We start from the raw sequence: 14,593 nt of genomic DNA, 5'->3' as shown, positions 1-14,593 counted from the left end.
CGGAGTCGGTCGCCGCGAGCCGCCGCCCGGCCGCGAGGGCTCGCCGCCCAGCCATGCCCAGCGCTGAAAGCGTGTGAGTGGTGCGTTAGAGGGCTGGGTGGCAGGCGCCGGGGGCTCGGGATAGGAGGGATGGGAGGGCGGGGCCGGGTCTTGGATCGCCTGTGGCGGGGAAGGTGAGCGCCGGGACCACTCGGACCAGACCTGACGGCTCGCGCTCCATGAGGCAGATTTCGGCGACCCGCCGCCGCCCTCCTCGAGGCTCACGGACCACGTGGATCACCGCGTCGAGAGCTGCGGCGATCTGGCTGTGGACCGCCTCCCGGGTCAGCCCCGCGGCACAGGCCAGCGCTTCCAGCCGAGCGGGCACATCGGCGGGGTTGTTCGCGTGCAAGGTGCCGCAACCGCCGTCGTGGCCCGTGTTCAACGCGGCCAAGAGATCAACGACCTCAGCACCCCGCACCTCTCCCACGACCAGGCGGTCAGGCCGCATGCGAAGGGCCTGCCGGACGAGGTCTCGCAGGCCGACCCCTCCGGCGCCTTCGAGGTTGGAAGGTCTGGCCTCCAGGCGGACGACGTGCGGATGGAGTGGGCGAAGCTCCGAGGAATCCTCCACGAGGAGCAGCCGCTCACCTGGATCCGCCAATGACAGAAGCGCGGACAACAGCGTTGTCTTTCCTGTGCCGGTGCCGCCCGTCACCAGGAAGGCCAGCCGGGCGGCCATGATGGCGCGAACCGCGACGGCGCCCTGACCCGGAACCAGCTCCTCCAGCGTGAAGGACTTGCGTGGTGGAAGCCTGAGAGACAAGCACGTGCCCTCGGGGGCGACGGGCGGCAGAACAGCGTGCAGCCGCACGCCACCGGACAGCCGCGCGTCGACGTAGGGGCAGGCGTCGTCGAGGCGCCTTCCCGCCGCCGCGGCGAGCCTCTGGGCGAGCCGCCGGACCTCGTCGTCACCGGAGAACACCACCGAGGTGCGCCGCAGGCCGTGGCCGTCGTCGACCCACACTTCGCGGGGACCGTTCACGAGGACATCGGTGACCTCGGGCTCGACGAGCAACGGCTCCAGGGGCCCCGCGCCGATCAGGTCGGCACGCAGAGCACGGGCGACCGCAAGAATCTCGGCGTCGCCGAGGACCGCCCGCTCGGCGCGGAGGGCGGCGGCGACCTGGGAGGCCGAGGGATCGGCGCCCGTACGCGCGAGGCGCACCCGGACGGCCTCCACAAGCTCTGGTGACACCATGCCACGGCTCATCGAAGCTCCAGCGCGCGGAGGAACTCGGCGCAGAAACGGCCGAGGGGGGTGCGGTCGCCCAGTGGGGGCGCGTCTCCGCGGTTCAAGGCCTCGGCGAGGCCTCTCTGGTCGGGCAGGACTCCGGTGCAGGGCAGGCCGAGGGAGCTGGCGATCACGTCGGGGTGCAGCGCTCCGTTGCGAACCACCACGCCCAGGGCCGAGGTGTGCCGGCGCAGCTCGATCAACACCTGCGACGCCGCGAGCACTCCCCTGACATCGGCGGGCACCAGGAGCAAGGTCGAGGCCGCCCGTGACAGCGCCTCGGCGGCGGCCGGGCCCACGTGGCGAGGAAGATCGACGACGACCAGATCGCATCCTCTGTGGGCCGCCTCCAGCACTGCCCGCATCGCCTCCGGGGGAATGGGCGGGGACTCGCCACGGTGCCACGACAGCACAGTGAGCTCGCCGATCGTGGGCAGGGCCTCCTGCAGGGCTGTAAAGCTCACCCGGCCCTCTCGCTCGACGACGTCGGGCCATCGTGCCCCGGTGGCCTGCTCCTGGCCGAGGACGACGTCGATGCCGCCGCCGAGGGGGTCGGCGTCCACGAGCAACGTGCGCAGGCCCTGGCGGGAACCCGCGAGAGCGAGGGAGGCGGCGAGCACGCTGGCGCCCGCGCCGCCCCTGCCGCCGATGACGGAGACCGTATGCCCGGCCCTGACCATGGGCTCGGAGGCTTCGGCGAACTCGTCGACCAGCTGTCTTTCGGCGGCGGGGAGCTCCAGAACGGCCTGTGCGCCGACGGCCACGCATCTTCGCCAGATCGCCGGGTCCTCGGGAGCGCGCGTCACGAGGAGCACTCCTTGCCGCGGTGGCGGGCCGGTGGCCGCCAGCGCGTCAGCCGCGTCGGTGCCGACGACGACGAGCGGCGCCCGCTTCCAGTAGGGCCGGGCATGCGTGGCCGCGTGCGCGACGTCGATCTCCACGCCGGCCGCGGCGGCGACCCGGAGAAGGTCGTCGAGCAGGTCTTGGTCTTCAGTGATAACCAGGGGACGGTTCACGTGATGGCCTCCCTGTCGTTGGGAGACCCACCTTGCGCGACCTCATGCCAAGCCCGTCGCCCCGAATGTCGTTCTGGGGATAACTCGATCGCTGGCGCGCTGTCCGCGGACGTGCACGGGGTCACCCGCCGTACGACGGCGCCGGCTTCGCCGTACCCGATCCCGCCGTACCGGCGCCGAGACCAGACAGACATACCAGCGGGAGGAAGAATGGCGCCCCGCCCAGGTACGTGATCACCGCTCTAGGCGAGTGGAGAGATGATGCCACACGAGGGGGCATGCCGGCGGGAGGGAAGGTTGCTACCCGGCCCAGGTATCGCGCGGTTCGGGTATGTGGTCACCGTGATGGGCGAGTGGGGTGGCACCACCGCTTCGTGGGCGGCGTCAGCCGGGAGCGCGTGCGGGGGCGGCCGAGGGAAAGGGTGCCCGGAGAAAAGGGGCGACCCCCGCCGGGGGGGAGAGCGGGGGTCGCCAACCGGTCCGGCTCCGGGGGGGTAGAGCCGGTCCCGTTTTAGAAGAAAGCCTTCATCGTTGACCGAGGGCCTGGCAAGGGAGCCGCAAAGGCTAACCCAAGCACGATCGCCTCTGTCATGTAGACACCAACGTATGGTGCCCGATGAACTCAAGTTCCGTCGAGGAGCAATCTCTATTTTTCACTAGTTTTTTTTCGCCGTAGCGGAGCGGCTACTGGAAGTGTGCGAAAAACGGCCACGGGAGTCCGATCACAGGCGGTGATCGAGGTGGATACACACTCTGATGTCAGGATGGTGGGCAAGTGCAGCGCGGCACGGCTTTCGGCTTGGCCGGGACGTCGGCCGCACACGGGGTCGTACCCTCCACAACTCAGTAAAGGTCTTGCTCCGGGGGGTTCCCATCAGGCCCGATCGGACGTAGAAAGGTGGCACGGACCTAGTGTCCGAGTACGGCCGCCGGGCACCCACGCGCGACCAGCCGCGGGAGGCGCGTCGAGACGGGCTTGACCCGCTCCGACGATTTGAGGTGCACGCTTGGTAACCCGGCGTGGCGTACTGGCGACGGCGTCCCAGACCAGGGACGCCGTTCGCTTGTGTGTAAGTATTTTCTCGTTCACCTGGCCGGAGCGCACGATTTAGCTTCGCCGCGATGCCCCAGCACAGATATTTCTGCGGATGCGCCAAGGGTCCGCAGAACGTCCTGTGCCAGCGCATGCGGGTTTCGGTGAGGCCGGTCAACCCCGGGCGCGGCCAAGGCCAGGGCCGAAATCGCCCTGTCGCTGGGGCGTTCCAAGACGGACCCCGCCCACGACGCCACCAGCCGCAGGTCAGCCGCGCTGGAGTGCTTCACAAATGGCGGTGGACTCGCGAGCGCCTAGTTCCACAGCCGTGGCGCAGTGACGTACCCAGCCCGCGACGCCTTCAGAGGTCCCCTTCAGGTACCCCCGAAGGCTCTCCCTGTACGCCTCCCCCGAATCGACGTGGCCGACCTCGACCGCGACCAGGGACTTGGGGTCCAGACCGAACTCGACGAGCGTGAGCCGCTCGGCCGCCCTCGCCACCAGGCCGTCGGCGGTTCCGAACGGGCGCAGCACCACCAGCTCGGCGTGGACGATGGCGGCGAGCACCAGCGCGGGAGCCTTCGAGGGGGTCGTGATGAGCGACACGAGCGAGGCCGTCCGTGCCGCGGCGGCCTCCGCCCCGGGCGCCGGCCCAAGGCCCAGAAGGTCGGATGTCGCCGGGCCGGTTCGGGGCCGTCCCAGCAGGTCCTCACCGCCGCCGGGCCCGGCGGGCTCGCGGTAGAGGTCTGCGGCGGCCACGGCGTGCAGGCGCGCGAGGACCTGCCGCGGCGCCGTGCGCCAGGTCTTGGACAGCCTCCCTACCTCGGAAGACGCGCGGAGCGCCCCCTGCGCGACCGGCGACTCGGCCGTCCCGGACCGTAGGGTCTCCAGCGGGAGGTCGGCGCCCTCCAGAGCCGCCGAGGCCCGCGCGCCACGGAGGGCGGACTCGGCCGACACCTCGGGCCCGCGCCGGCGCAGCACGCGGTGCCCGTAGAGTCGGTCGACGGCCGTACGGGCATCCTGTACGGCCTCGGGGACGCCGGGAAGCCGGGCGATGACAGCCAGTGGGTCGCTCACGCCTCCCGACCTTACCCGCGAGTAGGGCACGGTCATACGCCACCGCAGGTCAACGTGGGGTCAAGGGAAGTCCAGGAAAGTGTGAGCAATGTCGCACGCGGTTCAGAAGTCCGCCAGCGGGGAGTCAACAGTGGGCTGCCCGGCGAATGCGCTGAGCCGTTCGGCGCGCGGTTCATACCGTTCAACGAGGTCCAGGGAAACCCGCTCTGGCACCTGTCACATTTATTGTTAGATATCATTCCCGCAACGAATCCGCAGCTTTTGTGACTGTCTGTAAAGCCGGTTGTGAACCACTTCAGACATGATCACCGACCGGCAAGGCCGGTCCGCACCTCTTGTCCCCGCCGCCCCCAGCCTGGTGAAGTGGGACCCAGCCCAATCGAGCCAGGCCATGTGAAGGAGTACGTTGTGGCCCCGGAAACCCCTGGTCGCGAGACCCAGGAGACGCTGTCGAACCTGCTGCACGAGACCCGGACGTTCGCACCCCCGGCAGACCTGGCGGCGGCCGCGAACGTCACGGCCGACGCCTACGACGAGGCGGCGAACGATCGTCTCGGGTTCTGGGAGCGGGCGGCCGACCGGCTGACCTGGGGGCAGCGCTGGGAGACCACTCTTGAGTGGAATCCCCCCTTCGCCAAGTGGTTCCTGGGCGGCACGCTGAACGTCGCCTACAACTGCGTCGACCGGCACGTCGAGGCCGGGCGCGGCGACAAGGTGGCGTACTACTGGGAGGGCGAGCCCGACGGCGACAACCGCACGCTCACCTACTCAGACCTGCTACGCGAGGTCAGCAAGGCCGCCAACGCCCTGACGGAGCTGGGCGTGGGCAAGGGCGACCGGGTCGCGATCTACATGCCGATGATCCCCGAGCTGCCGATCGCCATGCTCGCGTGCGCCCGCGTCGGCGCGATCCACTCAGTCGTCTTCGGCGGGTTCTCCGCCAGCGCGCTCAGCGGGCGCATCAAGGACGCCGACGCCAAGCTCGTCATCACCGCCGACGGCGGCTACCGCAGGGGCGCGCCGAGCGCGCTCAAGCCGACCGTGGACGAGGCCGTCGCCGAGTGCCCGGGCATCGAGCACGTGCTCGTCGTCCGCAGGACCGGCGAGGATCTCCCGCGTACCGAGAAGGACATCTGGTGGCACGACCTGGTCGACCGGCAGAGCGACCGGCACGACCCCGTGCAGCACGACGCCGAGGATCCCCTCTACATCCTCTACACCAGCGGCACGACCGGTAACCCGAAGGGCATCCTGCACACCACCGGCGGCTATCTCACGCAGGTCGCCTGGACGCACCACGCGGTCTTCGACCTCAAGCCGGAGTCGGACGTCTACTGGTGCACCGCCGACATCGGCTGGGTCACCGGGCACTCCTACATCGTGTACGGTCCGCTGGCCAACGGGGCGACCAGCGTCATCTACGAGGGCACGCCCGACACCCCGCACCGGGGCCGCTTCTGGGAGATCGTGCAGAAGTACGGGGTGACCATCCTGTACACCGCGCCCACCGCGATCCGCACGTTCATGAAGTGGGGCGACGACATCCCCGCCAAGTACGACATGTCGAGCCTGCGCGTCCTCGGGTCCGTCGGGGAGCCGATCAACCCCGAGGCGTACGTCTGGTACCGCGAGCACATCGGCGGTAACCGCACCCCGGTCGTGGACACCTGGTGGCAGACCGAGACGGGCGCCATCATGATCAGCCCGATGCCGGGCGTGACCTCCGGCAAGCCCGGCGCGGCGATGCGCCCGCTGCCCGGCATCGTGGCCGACGTGGTCGACGACGAAGCCAAGTCCGTGCCCGACGGCGGCGGCGGCTTCCTGGTCGTCCGCGAGCCGTGGCCGTCGATGCTCCGCGGCATCTGGGGCGACGACAAGCGCTACGCCGACACCTACTGGTCCCGCTTCGAGGGGATGTACTTCCCCGGGGACGGCGCCAAGCGAGACCAGGACGGCGACCTGTGGCTGCTCGGCCGGGTCGACGACGTCATGCTCGTGTCGGGTCACAACATCTCGACCACCGAGGTGGAGTCGGCGCTGGTGTCCCACCCGAAGGTCGCCGAGGCCGCGGTCGTGGGCGCCACCGACCCGATCACCGGCCAGGCCATCGTGGCGTTCGTCATCCTGCGCGGCAGCGCCGAGGAGGGCGTGAACATCGCCAAGGAGCTGCGCGACCACGTGGCCAAGGCCCTCGGCCCGATCGCCAAGCCGCGCCAGATCCTGGTGGTGCCCGAGCTTCCCAAGACCCGTTCCGGCAAGATCATGCGCCGGCTGCTCCGCGACGTGGCCGAGAACCGCAGCATCGGCGACGTCACCACCCTGGCCGACAGCTCCGTGATGAACCTCATCTCCGAGAAGCTGCCCTCGGCCTCGACCGAGGCCTGACGGAGCACTGACCGAGCACTGACCGAGCACTGTCCGCCCTCGCCGGTCGGCGAGACGGGAAAAGGCGCGGATCCGGTTTCGGGTCCGCGCCTTCCGCGTGTCCGGACGCGAACCCACACGGCCCGTGCCGCGATCACGTTAAGTAGTCTTGGGATGGGAGTGCCCGGATGTCCGGTTAGTTCGGGAGTCCAACTGGTCTGTCGGATCTTCGGTGATCGGGAAGTTCCCGGGCATATTAGGTGGCACGTGGTTGTCCGTACGGCCGGGTCTGGCCAGACTGTCGGAGGAGCCGGGCCCCGTGCCTGGGAAAATGATCGCCGCGGCGATCAGGCCTCGGGTGGGACGTCCGAACCGGCCAGGCGCGACGACAAGCACCATCGCACAAGATGAATGTGTCCGGAATTTCCGTTAGGAGAGCACACATGGCCGCTCCGCCCGAGGAGGAATCGCTCGGCGCCCTCGTCGCCCAGGCGAGCCACCACATATCCACCCTGGTCCGCTCGGAGATCGAGCTGGCGAAGGCCGAGCTGAAGTTCGACGCGAAACGGGTAGGCACGGCGGCCGGGCTCTTCGGCGTGGCCGCGTTCATGCTCCACCTGTGCCTGATCCTCGCGTCGTTCGCGATCGCCTACGGGCTCGTGCAGCTCGGCATGATGCGGTGGCTGGCGTTCACCATCGTGACCGCGTTCTACCTGATCGTGGCCGTGCTGCTCGCCTTCGTCGGCTACCGCAGGCTCAAGGGCCTCGCCGGGATGAAGCGCACCACCCGGAGCCTGAAGAACCTCAAGGACGGCGGCAGGCAGGACGACGAGTTCGCCGCCCTTGCGTCCACGGGCCCCGCGCCCGTGCCAGAGCCCTACCGTGGCCCCACGGCGGGGCAGGTCGGCCACCACCGGGTGCCCGTGACCACTGACACCGACGCCCCCGACCCCGGGCACACGAGCCCCCGGCCGTGAGCTACGCCATGAGCACGCGTCCCGACGAGTCGCTGGCCCGGATACCCGGGCCCTGGACCCATCGTTCCGTCCACGCGGGGAACGGCATGTTCCACATCGCGGAGGCCGGTGAGGGTCCGCTCGTGCTGCTGCTGCACGGCTTCCCGCAGTTCTGGTGGACCTGGCGCCGCCAGCTCGTGTCCCTGCCCGAGGCCGGGTACCGGGCCGTCGCGGTGGACCTGCGGGGCTACGGGGCGAGCGACAAGCCGCCCAGGGGATACGACCTGCCCGCGCTGGCGGGCAACATCTCGGGGTTGATCCGCGCGCTCGGTGAGACGTGCGCGGTCGTGGTCGGCCACGACTGGGGCGGTCTGGTCGCGTGGACGATGGGGGCGACGGACCCCAAGGCGGTGCGCCGCCTGGTCACCGTGTCCGCCCCGCATCCCCTGCGGTTGCGCCAGGCCATGCTGACCGAGCCCTTCGGGCAGCTCAAGGCCAGCGGGTACCTTTTCGGCTCCCAGCTTCCATGGCTTCCCGAGCGGCGGCTGACCAAGGACAACGCCTCGCGCGTCGGGGAGCTGCTGGACACCTGGTCGGGGCCCGAGTGGCCGGAGGAGGACGTCGCCGGCACCTACCGCGACGCCTTCCGCATCCCCACGGTCGCCCACTGCGCGCTGGAGTACCACCGCTGGTTCGTCCGCTCGCAGGTGCGGCCGGACGGCATGCGCTACCGCAGGCTCATGCGCACCGAGATCGAGATGCCGACGCTGCAGATGCACGGTTCGCTCGACTCCTGCACGCTGCCGCGTACGGCCCAGGGGTCCAGCAGGTACGTCGCCGCGCCGTACCGCTGGCGGCTCATCGAGGGCGCGGGCCACTTCCCGCACGAGGAGCGCCCCGAGCAGTTCGACGCCGAACTGCTGGGGTGGCTCGGCGACCCCGAGCCCGACCGATGACGGCACGGAGCCAGGATGAGCCAGGACGACCGGTGATCGGGCAGCCCGTGGGGCGCGACAGGGATCCCGCTGGACGGCCGCGCAACGCCCGTCCCCGGGACGCGCTGGGCCGTCCCCTCCCCAAGGGCGCGACCGGTGTCGAGCGCGTCCCGGACGACTACGCGCCCGGCGCTGACCAGGCCGTGACCGACGCGGTGCACTACCTCGCCGAGGGACGGCCCTTCCACGCCCACGAGGTGCTGGAGGCCCGCTGGAAGACCGGGCCGACCGAGGAACGCGAGCTCTGGCAGGGCCTGGCGCAGGTCTGCGTCGGGCTCACCCACATCCAGCGGGGCAACGCCCGAGGGGCGGCCACCCTGCTCAACCGTGGGGCCGACAGCATCGGGCGATACAGCACACCCGAGCCACGTCAGCCCTTCGACCTGGACGAGATGGTGCGCACCGCGCGCGACCTGGCGGAGCACCCGGTGTCCGACCCCGGCGCGGCGATCACCCGCGTGGCCGAGATCTTGAGACCCTCAGGGGGCGGCTAGTCGCAGTCCTGGGTGTCGACGCGGGCGAGGGCGCCGCTGCCGTCGTCGGCGTCGGGCCGCACCTCTGAGGCGGTGAGCGCGTATCCGGTGTCCGGCTCGTCGGTCGCCGCGGCGAAGATCACCCCGTACACCTGGCCGCTGGGGGTGAGCAGCGGGCCGCCGGAGTTCCCGGCCTGCACCAGCCCGCGGATCGCGTAGACCTCACGGGTGACGGTCTTGCGCGAGTAGATGTCCGACGCCTTGGCGTTCTGCTTGACGCGGATCCGGGCCGGCTTGGTGGTGAAGCCCTTGCTCCTGGGGAACCCCGCGATGATCGCGTCGTCCTGGCTCTCGGCGGTGTAGTCGAACTTCAGCGGCGCCACGTCGAGGTCGGGGACGTACAGGATGGCGATGTCCCTGTCGGGGTTGTAGAGCACGACCTGGGCGTCGTGCCGCACGCGGTTCGCGTCGGTGACCCTCAGCTCCTGGGTGACCCCGGCGACCACGTGGGCGTTGGTCATGATGCGGTGGGGGGCGAAGACGAAGCCGGTGCCCTCGATGAGTTTGCGGCAGGCGGGCGCCGTGCCCTGGACCTTGACGATCGCGCGGCGGGCCTTCTGGAGCTGGGGCCCCTTGACCACGCTCGCGTCGGGCGGCGGGACGTCGACGAACTGGCCACCGCCGATGGCGTTGAACACCTGCGGGAACTCCGAGGTGTCCACGAACTTCTTGAACGAGAGCCGCCAGTCCTTGGCCTTCTCGGGCATCGCCGTGTCGACGGTCTGCAGCAGGAGCGAGCCGTTGGTCTGCTGTCGTAGCCACGGAAAGGGGGCGACGGAGAGCAGCGAGCCGATCAGCCACGCGATCACCAGCACGGACAACGCGCTGGTGAAGGTGCCGCCGACCGCGTCGACCGTGCGCGCGGGCTCCCAGGTGACATGGCTGCGGACGACCGCGCCGATCGTGGAGGAGGCGAACTGGCCGACGACCGCCGCCAGGAACACGATCACGATGGCGAGCAACGCCTGCTCCGTGGAGGCGCTGACGACCGCGTGGGCGATCGGCGGCGCGATCAGGACCCCGAGAAAACCTCCCCCGACGAAACCGAGGAAGCTGAAAGCCCCGATGATGAAGCCCTGCCGGTAGCCGGAAACGGCAAAGGCAATCACGAGAACAATCAGGATGAAGTCGAGGAGATCGCCGCTCACGCTTCAACGGTATCCAGCGCGGCCACAAGCCGCGCACCCGTTGGCTCGATATCGTTGCCGCCATGGTATCGATCGGGGGGTCGAACGACAGGCGTACGGACGGGCACCCCGGCACGGGCACGGGCGCCAGGAGCCGCTCCCACGGGAGCAGTGGCACCGGCGCGCCGCCCGGCCCAGAAAACCCACACGGGCCTGACACAGGGAATGTAACCGGCCAAAGCGCGGGTAACTCGTATGAACGTGGCCAAGCCAATGTACGAGACTCCCAATCCGCCGAGGTACGAGAAACGGGGACGGAAAGCTCTCGGGGCTCGGGGCCGGGGAACACGGAGGAACGACAGCAAGGGTGGGAAAACGTGCTCGAACCGACACCGGGGAACGTCAGGGAGCCGAGCTTAGTGAGGCCACCTCTCCGGTGGGAAGGCACGGGCCACGGCCTGGCCGCGCGCGGCGTCGGCGAGCTGATCGCGATCGCGCTCGCCGACGAGGATCCAGACGGCCCGACCAGGTGGAAGGCCGTCGGCGCCCTTCACGCCAGGGGCGATCTGGAGACCTTCACCGAGGCCAGAAGGCTCTGCGCGAGCGATTCCCGCGCCGAGCGGGTGCTGGGCGTGGACATCCTCGGGGAGCTCGGCGCGCCGCAGCGTCCCTTCATCGACAAGACGCTTTCCATCCTGCGCTACCTGGCCGCCGGCGACGACGACGTACGGGTGCTCCACGCGGTGCTGATCGCCTTCGGGCACCTGCGTGACCCGAGGGCCCTGCCGTCGGTCATCGAGCTGGCCACGCACCACGACGCGACCGTGCGCTACGGGGCGGCGTACGCGCTGTCGCACGTCCTTGGCCGTCCGGCCGACCCGGCGGGGCTCGCGGCGCTGCGGCGGCTCGCCAGGGATCCCGATGACGACGTGGCCGACTGGGCGGCGCTCGGCCTGATACTCCCGTAGCGGCTCGTCAGCGCCGGGCGAGCCTGAGGACGTCGGGTGGCAGGTTTTCGACGCGGCCGTCGTCCCAGGGGCGTTCGAAGCCGGTGACCGCCAGCACGTCGTCGAGCACGCCCGCGGTGAAGCCCCAGACGAGCATGCCCCGCACCCGGAAGGCGGGCCCGGCGGCGTGGCCGCCCGGGAAGCGCAGCCGCAGGCGGTTGGCGGGGTCGGCCAGCTCGGCGATCGGCACGCGTGCCACCGCCTCGACCTCGTCGGGCGAGGCGGCGTGCACCGCGCACGGCGTGTGCCACCAGCCCAGCACGGGCGTCACCCGGTTGTCGCTCCGCCAGATGTACAGCTCCGGCAGCGTGCCGATCACGTGGACGCCGCTCGGATCGAGGCCCGTCTCCTCCTCGGCCTCGCGCAGAGCGGCCCCCACGGGGCCGCCGTCGCCGGGATCCACCCCTCCACCGGGGAACGCGGGCTGACCCGCGTGGTTGCGCCCCTTCGCGCTGCGCTGGATGAGCAGGACGTCGGGCCCGTCTGCCGACTCGCCGAACAGCAGCAGGACCGCCGCGTGGCGCCCGCCGTCGAGCGGGGGCCGCATGGGGGCGGGGACGGGACGGCCGGGGGCGCTGGCCGCGAGGTCGTTCAGCCAGCCGGGCACGGGCGCAGTCATGCGATACCTCCTGCGGGGAGCAACATCAGCGGCATCCGGCTGCTTCCCCAAAGTGGCCCAGGGAGGCACAGACAGCGTGACGCCGACGGCCCGGCGGGACGGGCCGATCAGGGGCCGGTACGGACGGGTCGGGTCGCCCCCGGCGGGACGGGCCGGTCGGTCACGAGAACGGGCCGGTGCGGACGAGTTTCGCCGCCTGCGCGGGATCGGTCGTGCCCTCGCCGTAGGACGGGCACAGGCTCGCGAGCGGGCACACGCCGCAGGCCGGCCTGCGGGCGTGGCAGATGCGGCGGCCGTGCCAGATCAGGTAGTGGGACATCTGCGTCCACTCGCTCTTCGGGATCAGGTCGCCCACGGCGTGCTCGATCTTGACCGGGTCGGTCTCCGTGGTCCACCCGAAGCGGCGGGTGAGCCGCTGGAAGTGGGTGTCGACCGTGATCCCCGGCACGTCGAACGCGTTGCCGAGCACCACGTTGGCGGTCTTCCTGCCCACCCCGGGCAGGGTGACGAGCTCCTCCAGCGACCTGGGCACCTCACCACCGAACCTGTCCCGCAGCGCCACCGACAACCCGATGATCGACTTGGTCTTCGCCCGGAAGAACCCGGTCGACTTGATGATCTCCTCGACCTCCTCCGGATCAGCCACAGCCAGATCATCAGGCGTGGGATACTTCGCGAACAGCGTCGGCGTGACCATGTTCACCCGCACATCGGTCGTCTGAGCCGACATCACCGTGGCGATCAGAAGCTCGAACGGGGTACTGAAGTTCAACTCGCAGTGCGCGTCGGGGTAGGTCTCAGCCAAGATCCGGTACATCCGCCGGACCCTGCGGACCAACCCCAACCGGGTCTCGTTCTGAACCCGTCGAGCCCGCCGCACCGGAGTCACCTGCATCGCCATACGCGTCAGCGTACGCGCAAGTCCATCGGCTTCTCTTCCGCCGATGGAGAACAGAGCAGTTTCGCCAGGACCTCGTACAACACCGCACCGGGGAAGGCGGGAAGGGACGTGGCACGCCAGCCGACGAAGCCGTCCGGCCGGACGAGGACCGTCCCGGTCTCACCGATTCCGGCTACGTCCGGCCAGCGGGCCTCGGGATCCCCCAGTTCGCCGTCCGGACCGGGACGTCGGCCGATACGGTGGCCGTCCACCTCGACGTCCAGTTCGGCCGACACGTCCCGGGCGGCATCGAGCCATGCCGCGCCGCCTGGGCCGGTGAGCAGAGTGAACCGGGAGCGCACCAGGTCGAGGGTGGACACCCGCGTCCCTGACCGGCTCAGCCACACGTGTGGGAGGCGCGATCCGGGCGCTCCGTCCAGGTCGGCCTCGACGTCCTCGGCCGACGGCAGCGCTGGCCGAGCGTCGATGACGGCCGCGGAGTCGTACCGGTAGCCGAGGTGGAGGACGGGGGCGTTGAGCGTGCCGGCCGCCGCGCGCCGCGCCGCCGCCTCAGGGCCGCGCCCCCAGTGCAACGAAGGGTCGCCTAGGCGGTTGAGCGCCTGTTCGAGCGTGGTCAGCGCCACGGGTCGGCGTTCGGCCTCGTAGGTCTCCAGCAGGCCGGGCCCGGCCGCGCCGCTCAGCACGTACGCCAGTTTCCACGCGAGGTTATGCGCGTCCGCGACCCCGGTGTTCATGCCGAAGGCCCCCACCGGCGGCACGACATGGGCGGCGTCGCCCGTGAGCAGGACGCGCGCCGTGTGGAAGTGGTCCGCGACCGCGCCCCGGACCTGCCAGGGCAGGACGCTGACGACCTCGGCGTCCAGGGCGGGCACGCCCACCGCGGCGCGGATGAGCCCGAGGCAGAGCTCCGGGGTGAAATCGGCTGGCGACCGGCCGGTGGCGGGGTCGTACCGGGTGTGGTAGATCCACTCCCGTTTCCCGTCGACCGGTAGGAGGCCGCCCGGGGCCGCCGGCGTGGTGATCTCGCACATGGTGAACGTCTGCCCCTGGGTCAGCCCGCTCAGGTCGCTGCGGAAGAGCATGCTGATCAGGGGCAGGCCCAGGGTGCCGGGGCCGGAGGTCCCGATCCCCAGGGCGGCGCGCACTCCGCTTCGCGCGCCGTCGGCCGCCACCATGTACCGGGCCCGCACTCCGGTACGACCGTGCGGCCCGTCGAGCTCAGCGGTCACTCCCGACTCGTCCTGCGTGAACGCGCGCAGTTCGGTGCCGAACCTCACGTCTGCGCCCTGGGTGCGCGCGGCGTCCAGGACCACCTTGTCGAGCTCGCTCTGCGGGCAGGTGCCCCTCAGCGTCTGCGGCGTGACGTGGTCGAAATCGCCCAGGCGCGGGAGCGCTTTGGCAGCGAGCGCGGGGAGGTCGGCCTCGGCCAACGTGGGCGTGCTGAACATCTGCAGGTCGCTGCCTGACATGTCCATGCATACGGCGTCGACCGCGTCGGCGATGCCGGCTTCTCGGAGCAGTTCCACCGTCCGGGGGCCGATGCCCATGGCCCGGGGGTGGACGAGAGGCGCGGGGTGGCGGTCCACGGTCAGCGTGGACACGCCGAGCCTGGACAGGAACAGCGCGCTGAACAGCCCCACGGTGCCGCCACCGACGATCAGAACGTCAACCTGCCGATCGTCCATCAGACCC

The 14,593-nt window shown here is 70.5% G+C and carries 12 protein-coding genes; 5 read left to right on the top strand and 7 right to left on the bottom strand.

All coding sequences use genetic code 11. From position 1 onward, the window contains the following. Positions 1–85: 85 nt before the first annotated feature. The 3 genes from AB0O34_RS11070 to AB0O34_RS11060 form a co-directional block, all read right to left on the bottom strand. Positions 86–1,252, bottom strand: a complete 1,167-nt coding sequence (locus AB0O34_RS11070; protein WP_363915063.1) for a TadA family conjugal transfer-associated ATPase — start codon at positions 1,250–1,252, stop codon at positions 86–88. Beyond that, positions 1,249–2,289, bottom strand: coding sequence for a septum site-determining protein Ssd (ssd, locus tag AB0O34_RS11065; RefSeq protein WP_363915061.1), 1,041 nt, complete (start codon positions 2,287–2,289; stop codon positions 1,249–1,251). The genes AB0O34_RS11070 and ssd overlap by 4 nt, the downstream gene beginning before the upstream one ends. Positions 2,290–3,589: 1,300 nt before the next feature. Next, on the bottom strand, positions 3,590–4,399 hold the full coding sequence (locus AB0O34_RS11060) for an oxidoreductase (RefSeq protein ID WP_363915059.1): 810 nt from the start codon (positions 4,397–4,399) through the stop codon (positions 3,590–3,592). 408 nt (positions 4,400–4,807) lie between these two features. On the opposite strand from AB0O34_RS11060, the gene acs reads away from it, so the two are divergent. The 4 genes from acs (at position 4,808) to AB0O34_RS11040 (ending at position 9,208) form a co-directional block, all read left to right on the top strand. Continuing rightward, a complete protein-coding gene (acs, locus tag AB0O34_RS11055; protein WP_363915057.1) occupies positions 4,808–6,784 on the top strand; it encodes an acetate--CoA ligase in 1,977 nt (658 codons plus the stop codon). A 422-nt stretch (positions 6,785–7,206) separates the two neighbouring features. Further along, positions 7,207–7,740 (top strand): phage holin family protein, encoded by a 534-nt coding sequence (locus AB0O34_RS11050; RefSeq protein ID WP_363915055.1) that lies wholly within the window; start codon positions 7,207–7,209, stop codon positions 7,738–7,740. Positions 7,741–7,748: 8 nt separating this feature from the next. Further along, entirely contained in the window at positions 7,749–8,675 is a 927-nt protein-coding gene (locus AB0O34_RS11045) for an alpha/beta hydrolase (RefSeq protein WP_363915053.1), read from the top strand. Between the two features lie 32 nt (positions 8,676–8,707). Continuing rightward, positions 8,708–9,208: a DUF309 domain-containing protein gene (locus tag AB0O34_RS11040; RefSeq protein WP_363915051.1), complete on the top strand. Its 501-nt coding sequence runs from the start codon at positions 8,708–8,710 to the stop codon at positions 9,206–9,208. Here AB0O34_RS11040 and AB0O34_RS11035 read toward each other — a convergent pair. Beyond that, the gene (locus AB0O34_RS11035; RefSeq protein ID WP_363915049.1) at positions 9,205–10,395 is read right to left on the bottom strand and encodes a MarP family serine protease; all 1,191 of its coding nucleotides are present in this window, start codon (positions 10,393–10,395) and stop codon (positions 9,205–9,207) included. The genes AB0O34_RS11040 and AB0O34_RS11035 overlap by 4 nt on opposite strands. A 398-nt stretch (positions 10,396–10,793) precedes the next feature. Here AB0O34_RS11035 and AB0O34_RS11030 point away from each other — a divergent pair, with 398 nt between their 5' ends. Then, positions 10,794–11,342, top strand: coding sequence for a HEAT repeat domain-containing protein (locus AB0O34_RS11030; protein WP_363915047.1), 549 nt, complete (start codon positions 10,794–10,796; stop codon positions 11,340–11,342). Positions 11,343–11,349: 7 nt separating this feature from the next. Here AB0O34_RS11030 and AB0O34_RS11025 read toward each other — a convergent pair whose 3' ends face one another. The 3 genes from AB0O34_RS11025 to AB0O34_RS11015 all read right to left on the bottom strand — a co-directional run bounded on the left by AB0O34_RS11025 (position 11,350) and on the right by AB0O34_RS11015 (position 14,586). Beyond that, positions 11,350–12,000, bottom strand: a complete 651-nt coding sequence (locus AB0O34_RS11025; protein WP_363915045.1) for a CoA pyrophosphatase — start codon at positions 11,998–12,000, stop codon at positions 11,350–11,352. Between the two features lie 160 nt (positions 12,001–12,160). Beyond that, a complete protein-coding gene (nth, locus tag AB0O34_RS11020; protein ID WP_363915116.1) occupies positions 12,161–12,895 on the bottom strand; it encodes an endonuclease III in 735 nt (244 codons plus the stop codon). Between the two features lie 11 nt (positions 12,896–12,906). Then, entirely contained in the window at positions 12,907–14,586 is a 1,680-nt protein-coding gene (locus AB0O34_RS11015; protein ID WP_363915043.1) for an FAD-dependent monooxygenase, read from the bottom strand. Positions 14,587–14,593: the final 7 nt, after the last annotated feature.

The sequence above is a fragment of the Sphaerisporangium sp. NPDC088356 genome (assembly GCF_040685555.1).
Lineage (GTDB): Bacteria > Actinomycetota > Actinomycetes > Streptosporangiales > Streptosporangiaceae > Sphaerisporangium.
The sequence above is the reverse complement of the archived record's forward strand: the minus strand, read 5'-3'. Positions and strand labels throughout refer to the sequence as shown.

Coding starts and splice junctions, on each gene's coding strand:
- nth (WP_363915116.1), bottom strand. CDS start 12,895: ATGCAGGTGACTCCGGTGCGGCGGGCTCGACGGGTTCAGAACGAGACC.
- AB0O34_RS11015 (WP_363915043.1), bottom strand. CDS start 14,586: ATGGACGATCGGCAGGTTGACGTTCTGATCGTCGGTGGCGGCACCGTG.
- AB0O34_RS11070 (WP_363915063.1), bottom strand. CDS start 1,252: ATGAGCCGTGGCATGGTGTCACCAGAGCTTGTGGAGGCCGTCCGGGTG.
- AB0O34_RS11050 (WP_363915055.1), top strand. CDS start 7,207: ATGGCCGCTCCGCCCGAGGAGGAATCGCTCGGCGCCCTCGTCGCCCAG.
- AB0O34_RS11045 (WP_363915053.1), top strand. CDS start 7,749: ATGAGCACGCGTCCCGACGAGTCGCTGGCCCGGATACCCGGGCCCTGG.
- AB0O34_RS11025 (WP_363915045.1), bottom strand. CDS start 12,000: ATGACTGCGCCCGTGCCCGGCTGGCTGAACGACCTCGCGGCCAGCGCC.